This window comes from Pseudomonas sp. efr-133-TYG-103a (assembly GCF_030209235.1).
Lineage (GTDB): Bacteria > Pseudomonadota > Gammaproteobacteria > Pseudomonadales > Pseudomonadaceae > Aquipseudomonas.
Genome location: NZ_JARVSK010000011.1, coordinates 239,487 through 263,585, shown reverse-complemented (window position 1 = coordinate 263,585; position 24,099 = coordinate 239,487). Strand labels below are relative to the sequence as shown.

Annotated in this window: 15 protein-coding genes; 8 read left to right on the top strand and 7 right to left on the bottom strand. The window is 62.6% G+C overall.

The window, feature by feature from the left end; genetic code table 11:
* Nucleotides 1–62: 62 nt before the first annotated feature.
* The 4 genes from QRN36_RS09760 to QRN36_RS09745 all read left to right on the top strand — a co-directional run bounded on the left by QRN36_RS09760 (nt 63) and on the right by QRN36_RS09745 (nt 7,693).
* Nucleotides 63–3,170, top strand: coding sequence for an efflux RND transporter permease subunit (locus QRN36_RS09760; RefSeq protein WP_285423889.1), 3,108 nt, complete (start codon nt 63–65; stop codon nt 3,168–3,170).
* Nucleotides 3,167–4,657 carry an efflux transporter outer membrane subunit gene (locus tag QRN36_RS09755; RefSeq protein WP_285423888.1) on the top strand — a complete coding sequence of 497 codons (1,491 nt, stop codon included), beginning with the start codon at nt 3,167–3,169 and terminating at the stop codon, nt 4,655–4,657. Before QRN36_RS09760 ends, QRN36_RS09755 begins: the two co-directional genes overlap by 4 nt.
* A 123-nt stretch (nt 4,658–4,780) precedes the next feature.
* A complete protein-coding gene (locus tag QRN36_RS09750; protein ID WP_285423887.1) occupies nt 4,781–6,871 on the top strand; it encodes a bifunctional diguanylate cyclase/phosphodiesterase in 2,091 nt (696 codons plus the stop codon).
* A gap of 75 nt (nt 6,872–6,946) precedes the next feature.
* Nucleotides 6,947–7,693, top strand: coding sequence for an SDR family oxidoreductase (locus QRN36_RS09745; protein ID WP_285423886.1), 747 nt, complete (start codon nt 6,947–6,949; stop codon nt 7,691–7,693).
* Nucleotides 7,694–7,797: 104 nt separating this feature from the next.
* On the opposite strand, the gene mapR is transcribed toward QRN36_RS09745, so the two are convergent.
* Complete coding sequence (gene mapR / locus QRN36_RS09740) at nt 7,798–9,249, bottom strand: GntR family transcriptional regulator MpaR (protein WP_285423885.1); 1,452 nt, start codon at nt 9,247–9,249, stop codon at nt 7,798–7,800.
* 261 nt (nt 9,250–9,510) lie between these two features.
* A complete protein-coding gene (locus QRN36_RS09735; RefSeq protein ID WP_285423884.1) occupies nt 9,511–9,759 on the bottom strand; it encodes a DUF3203 family protein in 249 nt (82 codons plus the stop codon).
* A 155-nt stretch (nt 9,760–9,914) separates the two neighbouring features.
* Here QRN36_RS09735 and QRN36_RS09730 point away from each other — a divergent pair, with 155 nt between their 5' ends.
* The gene (locus tag QRN36_RS09730; RefSeq protein WP_285423883.1) at nt 9,915–10,460 is read left to right on the top strand and encodes an MgtC/SapB family protein; all 546 of its coding nucleotides are present in this window, start codon (nt 9,915–9,917) and stop codon (nt 10,458–10,460) included.
* A 51-nt stretch (nt 10,461–10,511) separates the two neighbouring features.
* Here QRN36_RS09730 and QRN36_RS09725 read toward each other — a convergent pair whose 3' ends face one another.
* On the bottom strand, nt 10,512–10,688 hold the full coding sequence (locus tag QRN36_RS09725; RefSeq protein ID WP_285423882.1) for a hypothetical protein: 177 nt from the start codon (nt 10,686–10,688) through the stop codon (nt 10,512–10,514).
* Nucleotides 10,689–11,008: 320 nt separating this feature from the next.
* On the opposite strand from QRN36_RS09725, the gene QRN36_RS09720 reads away from it, so the two are divergent.
* Genes QRN36_RS09720 through glgB form a run of 3 tightly spaced genes read left to right on the top strand, consistent with a single transcriptional unit; the run spans nt 11,009 to nt 18,619 of the window.
* Nucleotides 11,009–13,045: an alpha-1,4-glucan--maltose-1-phosphate maltosyltransferase gene (locus tag QRN36_RS09720; protein WP_285423881.1), complete on the top strand. Its 2,037-nt coding sequence runs from the start codon at nt 11,009–11,011 to the stop codon at nt 13,043–13,045.
* A 16-nt stretch (nt 13,046–13,061) separates the two neighbouring features.
* A complete protein-coding gene (treS, locus tag QRN36_RS09715) occupies nt 13,062–16,382 on the top strand; it encodes a maltose alpha-D-glucosyltransferase (protein WP_285423880.1) in 3,321 nt (1,106 codons plus the stop codon).
* A 2-nt stretch (nt 16,383–16,384) separates the two neighbouring features.
* A complete protein-coding gene (gene glgB / locus QRN36_RS09710) occupies nt 16,385–18,619 on the top strand; it encodes a 1,4-alpha-glucan branching protein GlgB (protein ID WP_285423879.1) in 2,235 nt (744 codons plus the stop codon).
* A gap of 173 nt (nt 18,620–18,792) precedes the next feature.
* On the opposite strand, the gene QRN36_RS09705 is transcribed toward glgB, so the two are convergent.
* The 4 genes from QRN36_RS09705 to QRN36_RS09690 all read right to left on the bottom strand — a co-directional run bounded on the left by QRN36_RS09705 (nt 18,793) and on the right by QRN36_RS09690 (nt 24,072).
* Nucleotides 18,793–20,019 carry an acyl-CoA dehydrogenase family protein gene (locus QRN36_RS09705; RefSeq protein ID WP_285423878.1) on the bottom strand — a complete coding sequence of 409 codons (1,227 nt, stop codon included), beginning with the start codon at nt 20,017–20,019 and terminating at the stop codon, nt 18,793–18,795.
* 73 nt (nt 20,020–20,092) lie between these two features.
* Nucleotides 20,093–21,466 (bottom strand): LLM class flavin-dependent oxidoreductase, encoded by a 1,374-nt coding sequence (locus QRN36_RS09700; RefSeq protein ID WP_285423877.1) that lies wholly within the window; start codon nt 21,464–21,466, stop codon nt 20,093–20,095.
* 27 nt (nt 21,467–21,493) lie between these two features.
* Entirely contained in the window at nt 21,494–23,197 is a 1,704-nt protein-coding gene (locus QRN36_RS09695; protein ID WP_285423876.1) for an ABC transporter ATP-binding protein, read from the bottom strand.
* The gene (locus tag QRN36_RS09690; protein ID WP_285423875.1) at nt 23,194–24,072 is read right to left on the bottom strand and encodes an ABC transporter permease; all 879 of its coding nucleotides are present in this window, start codon (nt 24,070–24,072) and stop codon (nt 23,194–23,196) included. The genes QRN36_RS09695 and QRN36_RS09690 overlap by 4 nt, the downstream gene beginning before the upstream one ends.
* Between the last annotated feature and the right edge of the window lie 27 nt (nt 24,073–24,099).

Below are 24,099 nucleotides of genomic sequence, written 5' to 3'. Positions count from 1 at the left end.
GTGCGCTCTGGTGACAGAACGTCGTCAAGCGACGTGTCGGCTGCCGCCTGGAGCTGTCGCCCATGAACCTGTCCGCTCCGTTCATCAAACGGCCGGTGGCGACCATGCTCCTGAGCCTGGCGATCATGTTGCTGGGTGGCATGAGCTTCGGGCTGTTGCCCGTCTCGCCGTTGCCAAACATGGACTTCCCGGTGATCGTGGTCAGCGCGTCCTTGCCCGGCGCCAGCCCGGAAATCATGGCATCCAGCGTGGCGACGCCGCTCGAGCGGTCGCTGGGCACCATTGCCGGCGTCAATACCATGAGCAGCCGGTCAAGCCAGGGTTCGACGCGGATCATTCTGCAGTTCGACCTGGATCGCGACATCAATGGTGCAGCCCGTGAAGTCCAGGCCGCCATCAACGCCTCGCGCAGCCTGCTGCCCAGCGGGATGCGCAGCATGCCGACCTACAAGAAGGTCAACCCGTCGCAGGCGCCGATCATGGTGCTGTCGCTGACCTCCGACGTGCTGGAAAAGGGTCAGCTGTACGACATGGCCTCGACGATTCTGTCGCAGAGCCTGTCCCAGGTGAACGGCGTGGGTGAGGTGCAGATCGGCGGCAGTTCGCTGCCGGCGGTGCGAGTCGAACTGGAGCCCAAGCTGCTCGACCAATACGGCGTCTCTTTGGACGACGTGCGCACGACGATTTCCGGCTCCAACGTGCGCCGGCCCAAGGGCTCCGTGGAAAACAGCGAGCACAACTGGCAGGTTCAGGCCAACGACCAGCTGGAGAAGGCCAAAGATTACGAGCCCCTGATCATTCGCTACCAGAACGGCGCCGCGCTGCGCCTCAAGGATGTCGCCACGGTCAAGGACTCGGTGGAGGACCGCTACAACAGTGGATTCTTCAATGACAAGGCGGCGGTGTTGCTGGTGATCAACCGGCAGGCCGGCGCCAACATCATCGAAACCGTGGCGGCGATCAAGGCACAACTGCCGGCCCTGCAGGCGGTGCTTCCAGCCAGCGTCAAACTGGATTTGGCGATGGATCGCTCACCGGTGATCAAGGCGACCTTGCATGAGGCGGAAATGACCCTATTGATCGCAGTGGTGCTGGTGATCATGGTGGTGTTTCTGTTTCTCGGGAATTTCCGTGCGTCGCTGATTCCCACCCTCGCTGTGCCGGTATCGCTGGTGGGGACGTTCGCCATCATGTACCTGTACGGTTTTTCCCTGAACAACCTGTCGCTGATGGCGCTGATCCTCGCGACCGGGCTGGTGGTGGACGACGCCATCGTCGTGCTCGAGAACATTTCGCGGCACATCGACGAAGGCGTCCCGCCGATGCAGGCCGCCTACCTGGGCGCCAAGGAAGTCGGCTTTACCCTGTTGTCGATGAACGTGTCGCTGGTGGCGGTGTTCATTTCGATTCTGTTCATGGGCGGGCTGGTGGAAAGCCTGTTCCGCGAGTTCTCGATCACCTTGTCGGTGTCGATCATCGTGTCGCTGGTGGTCTCGCTGACATTGACGCCGATGCTCTGCGCGCGCTGGCTGAAGCCTCATGTTCCGGGCAACGAAAACCGCCTGCAGCGCTGGAGCGCACGGGTCAACGACCGCATGGTCGCCGGCTATGATCGCAGTCTGGTCTGGGTGCTGCGTCACCGTCGCCTGACCCTGCTCACGCTGCTCATCACCATCGGCGTGAATATCGCGCTGTATGTCGTGGTGCCCAAGACCTTCCTGCCGCAGCAGGACACCGGGCAGTTGATGGGCTTCGTGCGCGGCGATGACGGCCTGTCGTTTTCAGTGATGCAGCCGAAGATGGACATCTACCGCACCGCGCTGCTCAAGGACCCGGCGGTGGACAGCGTTGCCGGTTTCATCGGCGGCAACGGCGGCACCGGCAACGCCTTCATCATCGTGCGGCTCAAACCCATCCAGGAGCGCAAGATCGGCGCGGCGCAAGTGGTCGAGCGGCTGCGCAAGGAAATGCCTCAGGTGCCGGGTGGACGTCTGTTCCTGCAACCCGATCAGGACCTGCAACTGGGCGGCGGTCGTGAGCAGACCACGTCGCAGTATCAGTACATTCTGCAGAGCGGCGATCTGGAAAGCCTGCGCCTGTGGTACCCCAAGGTGGTGGCCGCACTCAAGTCGCTCAAGGAGCTGACCGCCATCGATGCCAACGATGGCGGCGGCACGCAACAGGTGACGCTGGTGGTGGACCGCGACGCGGCCAAGCGTCTGGGCATCGACATGAACATGGTCACTACGGTCCTGAACAATGCGTACAGCCAGCGGCAGGTGTCGACCATTTATGACCCGCTGAACCAGTATCAGGTGGTGATGGAGGTCAATCCCAAGTACGCCCTGGACCCGGTCACGCTGGAGCAGGTGCAGGTGATCACTGCCGATGGCGCGCGGGTGCCGCTGTCGACCATCGCTCACTATGAGCGCACGCTGGAAGACGACCGGGTGACCCACGATGGCCAATTCGCCTCCGACAACATCTCGTTCGACCTGGCCGACGGCGTGACCCTCGACCAAGCCACGGTGGCCATCGAACGGGCGGTGGCGGCGGTCGGCCTGCCCGAGGACGTGATCGCCAAGATGGCCGGCACCGCCGACGCCTTCGCGGCCACGCAGAAGAGCCAGCCGTGGATGATTCTCGGCGCCCTCGTTGCGGTCTATCTGGTGCTGGGCATTCTCTATGAAAGCTACATTCATCCGCTGACGATTCTGTCCACGCTGCCGTCGGCGGGCGTCGGCGCGCTGCTGAGCATCTACCTCACCGGTGGGCAGTTCAGCCTGATCTCGCTGCTGGGGTTGTTTCTGCTCATCGGCGTGGTTAAGAAGAACGCGATCCTGATGATCGACCTGGCGCTGCAATTGGAGCGGGTCGGCGGCATGACCCCGGTCGAGTCGATCCGCAACGCCTGCCTGCAACGCCTGCGTCCGATCCTGATGACCACGCTGGCGGCGATTCTCGGCGCCGTGCCGTTGCTGCTGAGCAGTGCCGAGGGCGCCGAAATGCGCCGCCCGCTGGGCCTGACGATCATCGGCGGCCTGGTGCTGAGCCAGATCCTCACGCTGTACACGACCCCTGTGGTTTACCTTTATCTTGACCGTCTGCGCCATCGCTTCAATACCTGGCGCGGTGTGCAGACGGATGCCGCCCTGGAAACTCCGCTATGACCGACCCCATCAACGCTCCCGTACCACAGCGCACGCTGCCTTTTCGCCGTACGTTCGGCATCGGCCTCTGCGCGCTGCTGCTGAGCGCCTGCGCGGTCGGCCCCGATTACCAGCGGCCGGACATGCCCACGCCGGCGCACTTCAAGCAGGCCGAAGGCTGGACGCAGGCGAACCCCAGCGATGCGATCGCCCGCGGCGCCTGGTGGGAGATCTACGGCGACCCGCAGCTCAACGCGCTGGTGGAAAAGCTCAATACCTCCAACCAGACTGTCGCTCAGTATGAAGCCCAGTACCGGCAGGCTGCCGCACTGGTGCGCAGCGCCCGGGGCGCTTTCTTCCCGACGCTGGACCTGACCACCAGCAAGAACCGTTCGAGCCAGGGCACAGGTAGCAGCAGTTCGAGCCTGAGCAGTTCCAGCAGCGGGATCCGCGACACCTACAATGCGCAATTGGGCGTGAGCTGGGAAGCCGATATCTGGGGCAAGCTGCGCCGGGGCCTTGAGGCCGATAAAGCCAGCGCCCAGGCCAGCCTTGCCGACCTTGCGTCAATGCAGCTGAGCCTGCAGTCGCAGCTCGTCCAGAACTACCTGCAACTGCGCGTCATCGATGAGCAGAAGCGCTTGCTGGAAAAGACCGTCGACACTTACCAGCGCTCGCTGACCATGACGCAAAACCAGTATCGCGCCGGTATTTCCGGGCGTGACGCCGTCGCTCAGGCGCAAACCCAGCTCAAGAGCACGCAGGCGGACTTGATCGATCTGGCCTGGCAGCGTGCCCAGTACGAGAGCGCGATTGCCGTGCTGATGGGCCAGGCGCCGGCTGATTTCAGCCTGGCCACAAGCGAAACAGTGCCCGCGCTGCCGCAGATCCCGGTGCAACTGCCTTCGCAACTGCTCGAGCGTCGTCCGGACATCGCCGCTGCCGAGCGCTCGGTCATGGCCGCCAACGCCAACATTGGCGTGGCCAAGGCTGCGTATTACCCGGACCTGACCTTGAGCATGAGCGGCGGTTACAGCAGCAGCACCTTCAGCAACTGGATCTCGTTGCCCAACCGTTTCTGGTCGGTCGGCCCGCAACTGGCGATGACCCTCTTCGACGGTGGCCAGCGCGCCGCGGAAGTGGACCGCACCGAAGCCGTCTACGATCAGACCGTGGCGCAATATCGCCAGACCGTGCTCGACGGCTTCAAGGAAGTCGAGGATTACCTGGCGCAACTGCGCGTCTATGAACAGGAGGCCGGCGTGCGCGCCGAGGCGCTGGCCTCGGCCCGCGACTCGTTGCGTCTGACCAGTAACCAGTACAAAGCCGGTTTGATTGGCTATCTTGATGTGGTCAACGTTCAAACCACGGCGTTGAGCAACGAACGCAGCGTGCTGACCTTGCTGGAAAGCCGTCTGGTCGCCAGCGTTCAGTTGATTGCTGCACTGGGTGGTGGCTGGGATGCCGAGACCGGCTTGACGCGTGATCCGCAGTTGTCGGGACGTTAGCCAAAGGAAAGTGGCGCATTGCCATAATTCTGACGAGACGGCCGCGACATTCTTGCGGATTTCGGTACAATCGCCACCGAATTTTTCAGGCTGAAAAGCCCATCTGTCGAGTCAATAGCCAGCATGCTGATCGGCCAATACACGTTTTCCCTGGTCCTGATTTCCGTCCTCGTGGCGATTCTGGCGTCCTACACTGCGCTCGATCTGGTCGGCCGCATCGGCTCCGCCACCGGCAAGGCCGTGATGATGTGGATCGGCGGTGGCGCGCTGTCCATGGGCATCGGCATCTGGTCGATGCACTTCATCGGCATGCTCGCGTTCCAGCTGCCGATCGATCTGGGCTTCGATCTCGGCCTGACACTCCTGTCGCTGCTGATCGGCATCCTGTCTTCGGGGTTTGCCTTGTGGCTGGTCAGTCACGAGCGCGTTCCGGTCCTGCATATTCTCTTCGGCGCACTGCTGATGGGCCTGGGCATCAGCGCCATGCATTACACCGGCATGGCGGCATTGCGCATGCAGCCGGGGATCGATTACGACCCCACGCTGTTCGGCGTGTCGCTGCTGATCGCCGTCGGTGCTTCTGCCGCGGCGTTGTGCATTGCCTTGCGCCTGCGCCGGCAGACGCCGTACGTGCGTCTGGCCCGGGGCGGGGCGGCCATCATCATGGGCTTCGCCATCGTCGGCATGCATTACACCGGCATGGCCGCCGCCGGGTTCCCCGACGGCAGCGTCTGCGGGGCGGCGCTGACCGGCCTGCGCACTGACGGTCTGGACAAGCTGGTGCTGGTGACCAGCCTTGCGGTGTTGAGCATCACGTTACTCACCTCGGTGCTGGATGCGCGTATGGAAGCCCGTACCGCCGCGCTGTCGCAGTCGCTGAGCGAGGCCAACCGCGAGCTCACGCAACTGGCCCTGCACGACACGCTGACCGGTCTGCCGAACCGTATCCTGCTGGCCGACCGCATCGAACAGGCGATGCGCAAGGTCGACGCCCACGGCGGCATGTTCGCGGTCATGTTCATGGATCTGGACGGCTTCAAACCGGTCAACGACGCGTTTGGTCATCACGTGGGCGACCAATTGTTGCGCGAGGTGGCGCTGCGCATGCGCGAGAATTTCCACCGCCACGACACGCTGGCGCGCATCGGCGGCGACGAGTTTGTCCTGCTGGTGGAACTGGAAGAACTCGATGACGTAGCGACGGTGGCGGCGCGGCAGGTTTCGCTGGTCGCAAGGCCCTTCAGCGTGCAGGACCATGACCTGCAAGTGACCGTCAGCATCGGCATCAGCCTGTACCCCGGCAATGGCCAGAGCCAGCAGGAATTGCTGATGAACGCCGATGCCGCGATGTATCACGCCAAGAGCGCGGGCAAGAATGGCTACAGCTTTTTCGACGCTTCGATGAACACTAACGCGCGCAATCAGTTGCAACTGCTGCAGGATTTACGCGCCGGGCTGCGTGAAGGGCAGTTCTGTCTGCATTATCAGCCCAAGTTTTCCGCTGGCACCCGTGAGCCCGTCGGCGCCGAAGCGCTGGTGCGCTGGAATCATCCGCAGCACGGCTTGCTGATGCCGGACAAATTCATCGGGCTGGCAGAGAAAACCGGCCTGATCATCAACATCGGTGAATGGGTGCTCAACGAGGCCTGCCGGCAAATGCGCGTCTGGTATGACGGCGGATTCAGCCATTGGCGGATCGCCGTGAACCTGTCGGCCTTGCAGTTCTGTCATGCGGGACTGGTGGACACCGTGGCCCGGGCGCTGGCGACCCACGGCCTGCCAGCCAACTGCCTGACCCTGGAAATCACTGAAACCACGGCCATGAATGACGCCGACGCCAGCATGACGGTGCTGCAGAAGTTGTCGGACATGGGCGTGGACCTTTCCATCGATGACTTCGGCACCGGTTATTCGAGCCTGATGTACCTGAAACGCCTGCCGGCCAACGAACTGAAAATCGACCGGGGCTTCGTGCGCGACCTGGAGCACGACAGCGACGATGCGGCGATCGTTTCCGCCATCGTGGCGCTGGGTCAGGCGCTGAACCTGCGCATTGTCGCGGAAGGCGTCGAGACCGCCAGCCAGCAAAGCTTCCTGACCCGTCTGGGTTGTGATTCGCTGCAGGGATATCTGCTGGGCCATCCATTGCCAGCGGACCGGTTCATGGCTGATATTAGCGCGGCGCAGCAACACGAATCCGAAAACACCCACTGACGCTTCACGCTGTGCCAACACATAACAATAGAAAACACACAACACGTCACGAGCATCGTTCGATTCGGAAACTCCATGGATAAAAACCTCCTCATCACTGGCGGCTCCCGAGGTATCGGCGCCGCCACGGCAGTTCTGGCGGCTTCACAGGGATATCGCGTTTGCATCAATTATCTGTCCGACCACACCGCTGCCGAGCGTGTGTGCGGGCAGATCCGCGAGGCGGGGGGACACGCCATCGCGGTTCAGGCCGATGTCAGCAACGAAGACGAAATCATTCGTCTGTTCTCGCGTGTGGATGCCGAACTCGGGCGGATCACGGCGCTGGTCAACAACGCCGGCACCGTGGCCGAGACCTCGCGCGTCGACGCGATGTCGGAGTTTCGCCTGCTCAAGATCATGATGAGCAACGTGGTCGGGCCGATGCTGTGCAGCAAACACGCACTGTTGCGCATGCTGCCGCGCCATGGCGGACACGGCGGCAGCATCGTCAACGTGTCATCGGTGGCGGCGCGTCTGGGCTCGCCCGGCGAGTACGTGGACTACGCCGCCTCCAAAGGCGCGCTGGACACCTTCACGGTCGGGCTGGCCAAAGAAGTGGCGGGCGAGGGGGTTCGGGTCAATGCGGTGCGGCCCGGGTACATCTTCACTGAATTTCACGCGCTGAGCGGGGATCCGCAGCGGGTAAGCAAGCTGGAGCCGACCATTCCCATGGGCCGGGGCGGGCTGCCCGATGAGGTGGCCGAAGCGATCCTGTGGCTGCTCTCGGACAAGGCGTCGTACTCCACCGGAACGTTCATCGATCTCGGCGGCGGTCGTTAGGTCCGCATCGACGAAACACACCTGCGGGAGCGCACAGATCCGCTTCCGCAGTTTTGATGTCTTGAGTTCGATGTCATGGCATTGAAGTCAGGCAGACCTCGCGTTTAACCCACCATCATTGACCGGATGATCTTGCCCAAGGTCTCCATTGCACGTTCGCTGGTGTCGCTCCAGGGCGTACCGTAGTTCAGGCGGATGCAGTTCTTGAACCGGCGCGTAGGCGAGAAGATCGGCCCCGGCGCGACGCTGATGCCCTGCGCCAGCGCAATCTGAAAGACCTTCAGGGAATCCACCTGCTCAGGCAGTTCCAGCCAGAGGAAATAGCCTCCCGACGGTTGGCTCACGCGTGTCTGCGCGGGGAAATATCGCGCGACCGCACCCAGCATGGCGCGCAACTGATCTTCCAGACTGTTACGCAGCTTGCGCAAATGACGGTCGTATCCGCCATGTTGCAAGTAATCGGCAATGGCCGCCTGAGCGGGCATCGAGGCACACAGCGAGGTCATCAGTTTCAGCCGCTCGACTTTCTGCGCGTAACGTCCTGCCGCGACCCAGCCGACGCGATAGCCTGGGGCCAGGCTCTTGGCGAACGAGCCGCAATGCAGCACAAGGCCCTCGGTGTCGAACGCTTTCGCCGGTTTGGGCGCGTGCTGGCCGTAATAGAGTTCGGCGTATACGTCGTCTTCGATCAGCGGCACGTCATGCTTGCGCAGCAGCTCCACCAGTTCGCGTTTGCGGGATTCGGAAACCGTCGCGCCCGTGGGGTTCTGGAAGCTGGTCATGCTCCAGCAGGCCTTGACCGGATAGCGCTCCAGCGTCTGCGCCAGAATGCCCAGATCGATGCCGGTCTGTGGATGCACCGGGATTTCCACGGCCTTGAGCTTCAGCCGTTCCAGCACTTGCAGGCAGGCATAGAACGCAGGCGCCTCGATGGCCACCAGATCGCCCGGTTCGGTGACCGCTTGCAGGCACAGGTTCAACGCTTCGAGCGCACCATTGGTGATCAGCAATTCTTCCATCGGCAGCATCTGCCCGGCCACCATGTAGCGCAGGGCAATCTGCCGCCGCAACACAGGATTGCCCGGCGACAGGTCACTGACCACCATGCGCGGGTCCATGTCTCGGGTCGCGCTGGCCAGCGAGCGGGCCAGCCGTTGCAGCGGGAACAGCCCGGCGCTGGGGAATGCCGAACCGAAGGGCACGGTGTTGGGATCCTTGATCGATTCCAGCACCGAAAACACCAGTTCACTGACATCGACCTCGGTGGATTCGCTGACATGAGCCTCCTGTGAGGCATGCGCCGGGCTCTCCGGGTCGAAACCCTGGGTGGCAAGGCCCTCGCGGCTGAAGCTGTCGTTGACGAAGTAACCCGACCGCGGCCGTGCGCGAATCAGGCCGCGTCGTTCCAGCAGGTAATAGGCCTGAAAGACCGTCGACGGGCTGATGCCGTGGGTCTGGCTGGCGTAGCGCACCGAGGGCACGCGTTGACCGGCGGCCAGCACACCGGAGCGGATCAGCTCGGCGATGTCGTCGGCAAACTTTTCATAACGCTTCATGGAGGGCTCGCGAATGTCCGGTGCAGGGCAGAGAGGCGTTGGGGAACGACCGGCACTATGCGCGGGAAAGAGGTTTCAGTACAGGTGCAGTTTTTTCGATAAATAGCAGATCAGATGAACTGGCTTCGACGCTCCGAGCGAATCCATGGGCGACTCCATGAGCGGCTCTGCCCACAGAAATGTGCCGTGATCCCACGACATGTCGCTCGCAGGGCGGTTTCTCAACAGGCGCCTGACGCGCTCGATTTCATCAATCCCCGATCAGATCACCGGCGAATCTTCACCCGGCTCGACGCCGACGGTGTGATGGCGCAGGTCGCGGGCCTTGTAGACCGTCAGCGCGTCGGCTTCAGCCTCGGTGATCGGGACTTTCCTGCCGCCGATCTCGGCTTCTGACATGTGCGTCGCGTCGTTGGTGGTGATGACCACATCGACCACCGCGCTGCGGTATTCGACGCCGTCGATGAGGGCTGAGCAATGCTCGTGGGTGCCATCGAATTCCAGTGGCATGATCGTTCTCCTGCACAGGTTGATGAAGGTACGACTGCACCTCCAGAGCATCGTTTCCGCCATCCGACCGTGGGCATCATGCCTTGGCGCGGAATTTCGTCCGAGGCGCCGCGGTCCATAGCTCTGATCGCCCGCAACGGGAAAAAGGAATGCCTATGAATGCCTGGTGGCAAGAAGTCGTGGACACGCTGCAAGCCGAATTTTCCGACATCACGGACGCCGCTCAACTGACCCGGGTGACCGTACGCTTGGTCATTGCCGCGCTGCTGGGGGCGGTGCTGGGATTTGAGCGCGAGCATAAGGGCAAGGCAGCGGGGGTTCGCACGCACATGCTGGTGAGCATGGGTGCCGCGCTGTTTGTCCTGGTGCCGCGACTGGCGGGGGCTGACGACGCCGCATTAAGTCGCGTGGTGCAGGGCATCGTCGCCGGGATCGGTTTTCTTGGCGCCGGCACCATTCTCAAGGGCGAGAACCTCAATACGCATCAGGTCAAAGGGCTGACCACCGCGGCCGGTCTGTGGATGACCGCCGCCATTGGCATCGCCGCAGGAATGGGCAGGGAAATGACCGCTGTGCTGAGCACGATTCTGGCGTTGGGGATTCTCAGTCTGATGCCGTACATCGTTGATCGCTTCGATCCGCCAGAGAACCGGGAAAAGCGCCCGGACCGCAAGACCGGCGGCGATTCCCAGCAACCCTGAACGTGTCCGACCTTGCGGCCCTGAGCACGCGTCAGCATGCCCAGGCGAGGATCATTCCGGAAAGTTGTCGTCCAGAACCGCAGGTGGCTCCTGGGAAGGAGGATCGCCTTTGGGCTGCTCGATCACCGGCGGCATGTTCGGCGGTGGCGGCTCCTCGGGTTTGGGCACCGGCAATTCCGGGTCGTCGATGTTAGGATCGGGTGTTTCTGCGGGAATGGGAATGTTCATGGCTTCACCTTCCTTGAGCGCAGTGTCGAGAGGCGTCATTGCCGGTTTTTCAAAGCGCTCGCAGGCTTCGACCCGTCGCCGCTTTGAATGATTCAGCACAATTCTCAAGCGCGGATCAAACGGCTGGCTAAGCTGGCATTGCGTCGATTTTTTTGCAGCACAAGCTCTTTGAACTTTTCCCCAAGGCTGGCGTTCGGAACCTATGCGGCCACGTCGGGATGCAGTGAATCCGGTGGCTCCCCCTATTGTTTCTATGGATAAGACGTTGCTGGAACGGACTCTTACAAGGAGCGTCCCTGGGGCGTGAGGAGTGATGCTCGATGAATGTGACTGCAGATCAGCCATACGGTCCGGATTCCCTGGCCACCGATGTACCGCACCCAACCCAGCCTTTACCCCTGACTCAGGCCTTGCAGCTGCCGCGTATCGTGATTGAAGACACGCAGCCGGTGATCGATGCCGGGCAGCTTGCGGCCAAGGCCATTGTCGGCCAGCCGGTGGTGGTCACCAGTAAGGTATTCGCCGACGGCCACGACAAGATGGCCGTGCGCATTCGGTACCGCGCAGCCGACGAGCAAGAGTGGCACCAGGCGCCCATGCGCGATCTGGGTAATGACAGCTGGATCGGCGAATTCACCCCGACGTCCGTGAGCCGGTATGTGTTCCGCCTCGAGGCCTGGATCGACCAGTTCGCCAGTTATCGCTACGAACTCGAGAAGAAGTATTCAGCCGGCGTGCCCATCGGCCTTGAACTGGAAGAGGGGCGTCTGCACCTGGTCCACGCGGCCGAACGCAGCCAGCACGAATTGCGCGGCCAGCTCGACAGCCTGCTGCAGCGTCTGGGTGAGAACACCGAGCACGAGGCGCAGGTGGCGCTGCTGCTCAACAGCGAAACCGCGGCGATCATGGCCAAAGCCGACAATCACGCGTTTCTGAGCCGCAGCATTGAATTCCCGCTGGAAGTCGAGCGCGAGCTTGCCCAGTTCGCCAGCTGGTACGAACTGTTCCCGCGTTCGATTACTGACGACAAGCATCGCCACGGCACCTTCAATGACGTGCACAGCCGGCTGCCGATGATTCGCGACATGGGTTTCGACGTGCTGTATTTCCCGCCGATTCACCCGATCGGTCGTGCCCATCGCAAAGGTCCGAACAACTCGCTGCAGGCAGGCCCGGACGATCCCGGCAGCCCGTACGCCATCGGCAGCGCTGACGGCGGCCACGAAGCGATTCACCCGCAACTGGGCACGCGGGAGGACTTCCGCAACCTGGTCGCGGCCGCTGCCGAGCACGGTCTTGAAATCGCGCTCGATTTCGCCATCCAGTGTTCCCAGGATCACTTGTGGCTCAAGGAGCACCCGGGCTGGTTCTCGTGGCGCCCGGACGGCACGATTCGTTACGCTGAAAACCCGCCAAAGAAATATCAGGACATCGTCAACGTCGATTTCTACGCCCCGGACGCGATCCCGAGTCTATGGCTGGAGTTGCGCGACGTGGTGCTGGGCTGGGTCGAGGAGGGCGTGAAGATTTTCCGCGTCGACAACCCGCACACCAAACCGCTGCCGTTCTGGCAATGGATGATCGCCGATATCCGTGCTCAGCACCCGGACGTGATGTTCCTCGCCGAGGCGTTCACCAAGCCTGCGATGATGGCGCGGCTGGGCAAGGTCGGTTATTCGCAGAGCTACACCTACTTCACGTGGCGCAACACCAAGGCCGAGTTGGCCGAGTATTTCACCCAGCTCAACGAGTCGCCGTGGCGCGAGTGCTACCGGCCCAATTTCTTCGTCAATACGCCTGACATCAACCCGCACTTCCTGCACGATTCAGGGCGTCCGGGGTTTCTCATCCGCGCGGCGCTGGCGACCATGGGCTCGGGCCTGTGGGGCATGTATTCAGGTTTTGAGTTGTGCGAGTCGGCGCCAGTGCCGGGCAAAGAGGAATACCTGGATTCGGAGAAGTACGAGATTCGTCCGCGGGACTTCACCCAGCCCGGCAACATCATTGCCGAGATCGCCCAGCTCAATCGCATCCGTCGCCAGAATCCGGCGCTGCAGACGCACCTTGGCCTGCGCATTTACAACGCCTGGAACGACAACATTCTGTACTTCGGCAAACGCAGCCATGACGGCAGCAACTTCATTCTGATCGCGGTCAGTCTGGATCCGGTCAACCCTCAGGAAGCTCACTTCGAGCTGCCGCTCTGGGAGCTGGGGCTGCCGGACGATGCCGCGACCCTGGGCGAGGACCTCATGACAGGGCACACCTGGACCTGGTACGGCAAGACGCAGTGGATGCGCATCGATCCGTCTTATCAGCCGTTCGGAATCTGGCGCATCAAAACCACAAACCAATAATTCAAAGGATGTGGTCATGGCGAAGAAGCCTCGCAACGCTGCCTTTATCGAAGACCCGCTCTGGTACAAGGATGCGGTGATTTACCAGGTTCACGTGAAGTCGTATTTCGATTCCAACAATGACGGAATCGGCGATTTCCCTGGCCTGATCGCCAAGCTCGATTACATTGCCGAGCTTGGCGTGAACACCATCTGGCTGTTGCCGTTCTATCCTTCGCCTCGCCGCGACGATGGTTACGACATCTCCGATTATCGGGGCGTGCACAGCGATTACGGCACCATGTCCGATGCCAAGAAATTCATCGCCGAGGCGCACAAGCGCGGACTGCGGGTGATCACCGAACTGGTCATCAACCACACCTCCGACCAGCATCCCTGGTTTCAGCGGGCGCGCCATGCGAAAAAAGGCTCCAAGGCCCGGGACTTCTATGTCTGGTCCGACGATGACCAGAAATACGACGGCACGCGGATCATTTTTCTCGACACCGAGAAATCCAACTGGACCTGGGACCCCGTGGCGGGCCAGTACTTCTGGCACCGGTTTTACTCGCACCAGCCGGACCTGAATTTCGATAATCCGCAAGTCATGAAAGCGGTGCTGGAAGTCATGCGCTATTGGCTGGACATGGGCATCGACGGCCTGCGTCTGGACGCGATTCCTTACCTGATCGAGCGCGACGGCACCAATAACGAGAACCTGCAGGAGACGCACAACGTCCTCAAGCAGATTCGGGCCGAAATCGACGCCAATTACCCGGACCGCATGCTGCTGGCCGAAGCCAACCAGTGGCCTGAAGACACGCAGCTGTACTTCGGCGATCGCAAGGGCAAGGACGGCGACGAGTGCCACATGGCCTTTCACTTCCCGCTGATGCCGCGCATGTACATGGCGGTGGCGCAGGAAGACCGCTTTCCGATCACCGACATTCTGCGTCAGACCCCGGAAATTCCGGAAAACTGCCAGTGGGCAATTTTCCTGCGCAACCACGATGAGCTGACCTTGGAAATGGTCACCGATCGTGAGCGGGACTATCTGTGGAATTACTACGCCTCTGACCGCCGCGCGCGGATCAACCTGGGCATCCGTCGTCGCCTGGCGCCGTTGCTCGAGCGTGACCGACGCCGAGTCGAACTGCTCAACAGCATGTTGTTGTCCATGCCAGGCACGCCGACCCTGTATTACGGCGACGAAATCGGCATGGGTGACAACATTTATCTCGGCGACCGCGACGGCGTGCGCACCCCGATGCAATGGTCCATCGACCGCAACGGCGGGTTTTCCCGGGCCAACCCGGCCAGTCTGGTCCTGCCGCCGATCATGGACCCGCTCTACGGCTACCAGTCGGTCAACGTCGAGGCGCAGGACCACGACCCGCATTCGCTGCTCAACTGGACCCGACGCATGCTCGCCGTGCGCAAGCAGCAGAAGGCGTTTGGCCGTGGCACGCTGAAAATGCTCTCGCCGAGCAACCGCCGCATCCTTGCCTACACTCGCGAATACACCGGGCCTGACGGCAAGAGTGAAATGATCCTGTGTGTCGCCAACGTCTCCTCGGCGTCCCAGGCGGCCGAACTCGAACTGTCGCAGTACGCCGGCACCGTGCCGGTGGAGATGCTTGGCGGCAGCGCCTTTCCACCCATTGGCCAGCTCAATTACCTGCTGACGTTGCCGCCGTATGGCTTCTACTGGTTCTTGCTGGCCGCGGAGAATCAAATGCCCAGCTGGCACGTCGAACCCGCTCAAAGCATGCCGGACTTCCCGACGCTGGTGCTTAAACAGCGCCTGGAGGAGCTCCTCGATCAACCGCTGCGCCAGACCATGGAGCAGACGTCGTTGTCGGTCTACCTGCCCAAGCGACGCTGGTTCGCGGGCAAAGGCACGGCCATCGACAAGGTCAACATCGCCTACGCGGTGCGCTTCGGCACCACGGTGCGCCCGGTTTTGCTGAGCGAGATCGAAGTTACGTCGGGGGACGAAGTGGTTCGCTATCAGCTGCCGTTCGGCCTGTTGCCCGAAGACGACATCAGCAGCGCGCTGCCGCAGCAACTGGCTCTGGCCCGTGTGCGACGTGGGCGCCAGGTCGGCTTGATCACCGATGCCTTCACGCTGGAGCCGTTCATTCGCGCCGTCATCAAAGGCATGCATGAAGAGACCGTGCTCCCCACCAATGATGGCGAACTCAGGTTCCAGCAAAGTTCGAAACTCGCGCCACTGGGCCTGAACGAAGAGTCTGAAGTCCGCTATCTGTCTGCCGAGCAATCCAACAGCTCGGTGGTCGTGGGCAAGGCGCTGGTCCTGAAAATGATCCGCCGTGTTGCCGCTGGCACTCACCCCGAACTCGAAATGGGCGCCTATCTGACCGAGGCCGGTTATTCGCACATTTCGCCATTGCTTGGTGCGGTGGTGCGGGTGGATCAGCAGGGCGAAAGCAATCTGTTGATGATCGCTCAGGGCTACCTGAGCAATCAGGGCGATGCCTGGGAGTGGACGCAGAACAATCTCGAGCGCGCAGTGCGTGATGAGATGGCTCACGGTCATTCCAATCTCGACCAACACGCCAACGCGCTGCTGGAGCTCAAGGATTTCGCGGGTCTGCTGGGCCAGCGGCTGGGCGAAATGCACGTGGTATTGAGCTCGCCCACCGAAAATCCGGACTTCAAGACCGAGGTCACCAGCGTCAAGGACAGTCAGGCGTCCGCCAGGAGTGTCTCGGCGCAGATCGAGCGCGCGCTGGGTTTGCTCGAACAACATCGAGATTCTCTGGAACCGCAGGATCAGCAACTGGTCAGTGAACTGCTGAGTAAACGCAAAGCGCTGCTGGCCCAGGTGCAAACCCTGGCCAGGCAGTCGGTAGGCGGGTTGCGGATGCGGGTGCACGGTGATTTGCATCTGGGGCAGATGCTGGTGGTCAAGGGCGATGCCTATCTGATCGATTTCGAGGGTGAACCGGCTCGGCCGCTGCAGGAAAGACGGGCCAAGTACAGCCCGTTCAAAGATGTCAGCGGCGTGTTGCGATCCTTCGACTACGCTGCCGCGATGGCTGTACGCAATGCGCAGAGCGCCGACACGTCGCCTCAGGCGCAAGCGGCGCGCAAACATGTTGCCGAAACGTATTTGAGTCAGGCACGGGAAGCATTCCTCGAGGGCTACGCCAAAGCCACGGGCGAGGTCGCCCATGCCTGGAAAGATGCCAAGGGAGAAGCCGCCGCACTGGCGTTGTTCACCCTGGAAAAAGCCGCTTATGAAGTGGCCTACGAGGCCGAGAATCGGCCGACCTGGTTGTCGGTTCCGCTTCAAGGTTTGCGCGGGCTGCTGGACCTGTCTGATGGAGAATGAAAATGAGTGCGTCTGACCAATTCGGCAAAGGCAACCATGAGTTGTTGCCCAACGCCGCCGATATGGACGCGTTGATCCGCGCCGAACACCGTGACCCGTTCTCCATGCTCGGCCCTCACAGCGACGGCAAGGAGGGCCAGGTCATCCGTGCCTACCTGCCTAACGCGCTGGGTGTGCGGGTGCTGTCTCGCGATGGCGAGCGTGATCTGGGCGAGCTGAGCATGAGCGACAAGCCGGGCTTCTTTGCCGGGCATTTTGACGTTCGCGAGCCGTATTTGCTGAAGATCACTTGGGCCACCGGCGAGCAGATCACCGAAGATCCTTACAGCTTCGGCCAATTGCTGGGCGAAATGGATTTGTACCTGTTCGCCGAGGGCAATCACCGCGACCTCAGCAGCGCGCTGGGCGCGCAGGTGAAGAACGTCGACGGCGTCGACGGCGTGCGGTTCTCCGTCTGGGCGCCGAACGCGCGACGAGTGTCGGTGGTGGGCGATTTCAACAGTTGGGACGGCCGCCGCCATCCGATGCGTTTGCGACATCCCACCGGCGTCTGGGAGATCTTCATCCCGCGCATTAAGCCGGGCGAGTCGTACAAATATGAAATCCTCGGTCAGCACGGCGTTCTGCCGCTCAAGGCTGACCCGATGGCCCTGGCCACCACGCTGCCGCCGGACACTGCCTCGAAAGTGGCGGCGCCGCTGAGTTTTGACTGGCAGGACAACGACTGGATGCAGTCGCGCGGTGACAAGCAGGACATTCACAAGCCGCTGTCGATCTACGAGCTGCACGCGGGTTCGTGGAAGTGGCACCACGGTGGCGAAGACGAGCCGGATCGGCCGTTCAACTGGCACGAGCTGGCCGAGCACCTGATTCCGTACATCAAGGATCTGGGGTTCACCCACATCGAGCTGATGCCGATCATGGAGCACCCGTTCGGCGGTTCGTGGGGTTATCAGTTGCTCTCGCAGTTCGCACCGAGTGCGCGCTACGGCACGCCTGAAGATTTCGCGGCGTTCGTCAACGCCTGTCACCAGAACGACATTGGCGTGATTCTCGACTGGGTGCCCGCGCATTTCCCAACCGATACCCACGGCCTGGCGCAGTTCGACGGCACGGCGTTGTACGAATACGGCAACCCCCAGGAAGGCTTTCATCAGGATTGGGACACGCTGATTTACAACCTCGGCCGTACCGAAGTGCACGGCTTCATGATTGCCTCAGGGTTGCACTGGCTGAAGAATTTTCACGTGGACGGTCTGCGCGTCGACGCGGTGGCCTCCATGTTGTATCGCGACTACTCGCGCAAAGCCGGTGAGTGGGTGCCCAACCGTTATGGCGGCCGGGAGAATCTGGAGGCCATCGATTTCCTGCGTCACTTGAACGATGTCGTTGCGCTGGAAGCGCCAGGGGCGCTGGTTATCGCTGAAGAGTCGACCGCCTGGCCGGGTGTCAGCCAGCCGACCCAGCAGGGCGGCCTGGGCTTTGCCTACAAGTGGAACATGGGCTGGATGCATGACACGCTCAAGTACATCGAACAAGACCCGATTCATCGCCAGCATCACCACGATCGGCTGAGTTTCGGGTTGGTGTATGCATGGTCGGAGCGCTTCATTCTGCCGATCTCCCACGACGAGGTGGTGCATGGCAAGCACTCGCTGATCGACAAGATGCCGGGCGACCGCTGGCAGAAATTCGCCAACCTGCGCGCCTATCTGTCGTTCATGTGGACCCATCCGGGCAAGAAGTTGCTGTTCATGGGCTGTGAGTTCGGGCAGTGGCGTGAATGGAATCACGACACCGAGCTCGACTGGCACTTCCTCCAGTATGCCGACCACAAGGGCGTGCATACGCTGGTGGGGGATCTGAACCGCCTATACAAATCGGAAAAGGCGCTGCACGAGCAGGACTGCCAGCCCCAAGGATTCCAATGGGTCATTGGCGACGATGCCGGCAACAGCGTTTACGCGTATCTGCGCTGGAGCAGGGAGGGCGAGCCGCTGCTGGTGGTGGCCAACCTGACGCCCGTGCCGCGCGAAGATTATCGCGTGGGTGTGCCGTTCAGCGGCAAGTGGGCTGAAGTGCTCAACTCCGATGCCGACGTTTACGCGGGGTCGAATTTCGGCAACGGCGGCGCAGTGACCGCGCAGGACATCAAAAGCCATGGCCAGCCCTGCTCGCTGCCGCTCAGGCTCCCGCCGCTGGGGGTCGTGGTGTTCAAGCCCATAGCCGACCAGTGATCCGGCAGCCGCCACAGCCAGCCTGTGGCGGCTTTCTTTCTAAAGCGCGTTTGCTTGTGCAAGGGTGGGCAGCCGCTGCAGTGGTGGTGATTGGAAGTCACTCTTCGCGGGCAAGCGCGCTCCTACAGAGTCCAGGTCGGCCGCAACCAGACCAGGCCGCGCCGCACGACTGTTTACGCAATGCCAATTTTCCACTGTGCCGGTGGCGGGGTGCCGTTGACGGCGAAGTCGCCGACGATGCGGTCCTTGTAGATGCGCGGGTTGTGCGATGCCAGGGTGCGGGCGTTGCGCCAGAAGCGGTCCAGACCGTTCGGTCGCAAGGTCGCGGAGGCGCTTACGGCGTCGAACATCCGCGAGCTGGCGTCGATGATCAGGTCGCTGACGATGGTTTGCGACTGGGCGATTTCCAGTTCGGCGATGTCCACGGCCTGTTTCAGCTTTTCGGCGTCGCCATGGGCGCCCGCTTCATAGGCGCGCTGGATCGCCTCGGCGTTCTTCAACACGATGGCGCCTGCGCTGTAGGCCGCCGCTCTGAGGCTGCCCACCACCTGCAGGACCTGTGGATCCTGCGCGACCCTGGACGCGTTACCGTTGCTGAAACTGCGGGTGCGCTTTGCCACCGCATTGGCCACTTCGCCGCTGAGGGCCCGGCCGATGCCGGCCAGGTTGGCCAGATGAATGATCTGGAAAAACGCTGGCGAATATTGGAAACGCTCCTCGTTGCTCACGATGTTGCGAGGATCGACAGCCACCTGACGGAAATACGCCGTGCCGCTGGCGGTCAGGGTCTGGCCGAAGCCGTTCCAGTCGTCGACGACTTCGACGCCGTGTGCATCGCGGCGTACGGTCACGAACACCCGCTTGCCGTCATGGTCGCTGACCGCCACGTCGATCCAGTCGCTGTAGAGGCTGCCGGTGGTGTAGAACTTCTCGCCGTCGATGCGCCACTGCTCGCCGTCCAGGTACAGCCGGGAACTGAGCTGCGATTGCGGCGTCTGGCCGACTTCGCCAGTCGCCGGGCCCACGGTATCGCCGCGTCCGATACGTTCCAGCCAGAGGTTACGCCGGGCCTCGTTCGGGCTGTTGAGCACGCTTTCGGTAAAGCCCAGGTGGCCACGTAACGCCTGCACCAGGTTGGAGTCCGCCTCGCCCAGTTCAATCAGCAGGTTGGTCAGCTCCGGAATGCTGACGCCCGAACCGCCAAAGGCCTTGGGCACCCGCAAAGCCGTGAAACCGGATGCCTTGAGCAACTGGATTTCTTCAAACGGCAGACGCCGCTCCAGCTCGCGGGCGACGGCGCCTTCGCGCAGCGTGGCGAACAGAGGGCGGAAGCGCTCGGCCAGTTGTTCATAGTGGGCGGAAGGGCCGGCGCCCCATGCGGCGTTGATTTGGTGGGTCATGCAGGATTCTCTTTGCAGTCGAAAAAGGTCAGGCGAACGCCGAGTTCAAGGCCGGTCGCCTTCATCGGAGCGATCAGATCGCCAGGGAAACTTCTCGCTTGAGTGTCGCCGGATGCGCGGGGCGCGGCAGGCCAAGGCGCTCACGCAGGGTGTTGCCGACAGGCCCATCGGCTGGCACCAGGCCCCGACGTTTGAGCTCTGGCAGGATCAGCGAAATAAAGTCGTCGAGGCCCTCGGGATACGTCGGCGGCAGGATATTGAAGCCGTCTGCGCCGTAGCCTTCGAACCACGCCTGCAGCTGATCCACCACTTCTTCCGGCGAGCCGACCAGCGTCCAGTGCCCGCGTGCACCGGCCAGACGCAGGTACAGCTGGCGAATGCTCAGGCCTTCGGCGGCCAGTTGCAGAATCAGTTGCTGACGGCTTTTCGAGGCGTTGGTAGCGGGCAGGTCCTGTGGCAACGGCCCGTCGAGGGGCAAGTGCGACAGGTCGACACCGCCGAGAAGACCGGACAGCAGGCTCAAGCCGACCTGCGGATGCACCAGGTCCTGCAGGCGCTGGTGTTTGGCGTGGGCCTGAGCGGAAGTCGGTGCGGTGAAGATCGTCACGCCGGGCAGAATCTTGATGTGCTCGGGCTTGCGCCCGAGCACGGCCGCGCGGGTCTTGATGTCGCTGTAGAAGGCCTGCGCATCGGCCAGGCTCTGGTGGGCGGCGAAGATCGCCTCGGCCGTGGCAGCGGCCAGCGCGCGGCCATCGTCGGAGGCGCCGGCCTGTACCAGCACCGGCTTGCCCTGGGGCGAGCGCAGCACATTGAGCGGTCCGCGAACGTGAAAATGTTCGCCCTGATGATCGGCCAGGTGCAGCTTGCTGCGATCCAGAAACACGCCACTTTCCTTATCCAGCAGCAGCGCGTCGTCTTCCCAGCTGTCCCAGAGCTTGTCGACCACCTGATGAAATTCCCGGGCCCGGCTGTAGCGGTCGGCGTGGGCCGCCTGGGCGCCCTGCGCCGAGGTGCCGAAATTCTTCGCCGCGTCCGGGTCGCTGCTGGTCACCAGGTTCCAGCCGACGCGGCCCCCACTGATCTGGTCGAGGGAGGCGAATTGCCGGGCCAGGTTGAACGGTTCGCTGTAGCTGGTGCTGGCGGTCGCGATCAGGCCGATGCGCGAGGTGACGGTCGCCAGTGCCGAGAGCAGTGTCAGCGGTTCGAAACTCAGACTGGGCGCAATCACGCGATCGAACGTCGGCGCATCGATCCCCCGCACCGACACGCTGTCGGCCAGAAACAGCGTGTCGAAGCCCGCCGCCTCGGCCTTGCGCGCCTGATCGATGAAGTGGTCAAGACGAATCCCTGCGTCGGCCTGAGAGCCACTGTCGCGCCAGGCGGCGATGTGGTGACCGGTGGCCCGCAGGAAGAGGCCGAGCTTGAGCGTGTCTTTGCGTTGAGTCATGGAGGGCTCCTTGATGGCGTAGTGGCGCTAGCAGGCGACAGCGAACGAAAGGCTGCTGCTCAGCGGGATCGAGGGTTGCCGGTGGCCGGGAATGGCCGCCAGCAGGCGTTGGGTGTAGCGGTGTTGCGGGTCTTGCCAGAGCCGGTGCGGGGTCGCCTGTTCGACGATGTGCGCGTCGTGCATGACCAGCACGCGGTCGGAGAAATAGCGCACCACCGACAGGTCATGGGAGATGAACAGGTACGAGAGATCGAACGCCTCGCGCAGCTCCACCAGCAGATTGAGGATCTGCGCCTGAGTGGAGACATCCAGCGCCGACACCGGCTCGTCGCAGATCACCAGTTTGGGCCTGACGATGAGCGCGCGGGCGATGCCGATGCGTTGACGCTGGCCGCCGGAAAACTGGTGGGGCAGGCGGTCCAGGCTGTTGCGCGCCAGACCCACGGCGTCGAGCATGTCTTCGCGGGCCTTGCGCCTCAGGCGAGCGTCCGACTGGCCGTGCAGGCGTTGCACGCGGTCCAGCAGGGTGTCGATGGAGTGCCGTGGGTTGAGGGCCGCGTAGGGATCCTGAAAGATCATCTGCAGCTGACCGCGCCACGTCAGTTGCTCGGTGGCGGTGAACGTGGCGATGTCGCGACCGCCAAAGGCGATGTGGCCCTGACGGGGCTTGAGCAAGCCCAGCAGCGCTTTGCTGAGGGTTGATTTGCCACAGCCGGACTCACCGACCAGTCCTACGGTTTCCCGCTTGCCGATGTCGAAAGACAGCCCGCTGAGAACGTCACGCGCGCCGTAGCCCAGGCTCAGGTTGTCCACTTGCAACAGCGGCGGCGTGTCGTGACTGGCCGGCCGCGGTGCATGACCTGGCAGGTACCGCGTGCTGCTGACGCTGTACGCGTTGGGCTGACCCGGCGTGCGCGTCACCTGTATTTCCGGCAGGCGACTGGCAAGGTAATGCTGCCCGTGATCGCGGCCCAGCGAGGCATTGAGCAGGCCTTGGGTATAGGGATGACGGGCAGCGCTGAACAGATCGGCGTTGCTGCGCCGTTCCAGCGCCTGACCGTCGTGCATGATGATGACGTGATCGGCCTGTTGCGCCACCACGCCCAGATCATGCGTGATCAACAGCAAGCCCATGCGCAGTTCGCGGCGTAAACGGTCGAGCAACGCGAGGATCTGCGCCTGAACACAGACATCCAGCGCGGTGGTCGGCTCATCGGCAATCAGCAAGCGCGGCTGACAGGCGATGGCCATGGCGATCATGACCCGCTGGCGCTGCCCCCCTGACAGATGCTGCGGGTATTCGCCGAGGTGCGCGCGTGGGCGCGGCAGCTGCACCAGACCGAAGAGCTCCTCAGCCCGTTTCGCCGCCTGGCGCCGCGTCAGGTCAGTGTGGGTGAGCAGCGTTTCAGTCAACTGTTCACCCAGCGTCAGCACCGGGTTCAGGCTCGATAGCGGCTCCTGAAACACCATCCCCAGCGCGTTGCCCTGCAACTGGCGCATGTGCCGGGGCGACAGTTGCAGCAGATCGCGCCCTTCGAACAGCGCCTGGCCACCCAGGCGGGCGTTGCCCGGCAACAGCCGCAGCAACGCCAGTGCCGTGGTGGATTTACCGCAGCCGGACTCACCGACCAAGGCCAGTGTTTCTCCGGCATCCAGAGTGAAGTCCAGTCCGCGGACGGCGTCGACACCTTCGTAACTCACGCGCAGCCCGCGTACGTCGAGCAGGCTCATGGGATGTACCGGCGCAGGCGTGGATTGAGCGCATCGTTCAAGCCGTCGCCGAGCATATTGAAAGCCAGCACCACGCTGATGATCGCAAGGCCGGGCAGCGCGGTCAGGAACCAGGCGCTGGCGATCTGTTCACGGCCGCTGCCGATCATGCCACCCCAACTCGGCGTGTTCGGATCACTCATGCCGAGAAACGCCAGCCCTGCTTCGATCAGAATGGCCGACGCCACCAGAATCGACGCCGTGACCACCAGCGGCGCCAAGGCATTGGGGAGGATTTCGTGGACGATGATCGCGCGGTGACTGAAACCCTGACTGCGCGCCGCGGTGACGAAGTCGGCTTCACGCAGGGTGCGGAATTCGGCGCGAATCAAGCGGGCAATCGTCGGCCAGGACGAGACACCGATCGCCAGGGCAATGACGTGCACCGTCGGGTTGCCAATGGCGACGATCACGATCACCAGCAGGAACGACGGCACGGTCTGGAACACTTCGGTAATGCGCATCAGCACGTCGCCCAGGCGGGCGCCGTGATAGCCGGCCAGTGCGCCGACCAGCACTCCGATGACCACGCTGATCAGCGTGCCGTACAGCGCGATCAGCAGTGAGGCCCGTGCGCCGTAGGCTATGCCGGCCGCGACGTTGCGGCCCAGTGAGTCGGTGCCCAGCGGATACGCCGGATCGCTGCCGGGCCAGAGCATGGGCTCGGCGACCATTTCCGAGGGGTCGCCGGGGAAGAAGTAGCCGGCGCTCGCGGCCATGGCCAGCGTCAACACGAGGATGGCGCTGCCGGTCAACGCTGCCGGGCTGCGACGCAGCGCTGCCCAGAGGCCTTCGCTGTGGCCTGACCTGATCGATTCAATAGCCGTTGTGGACATCGAACACTCACTCATCGAAATAAAGGG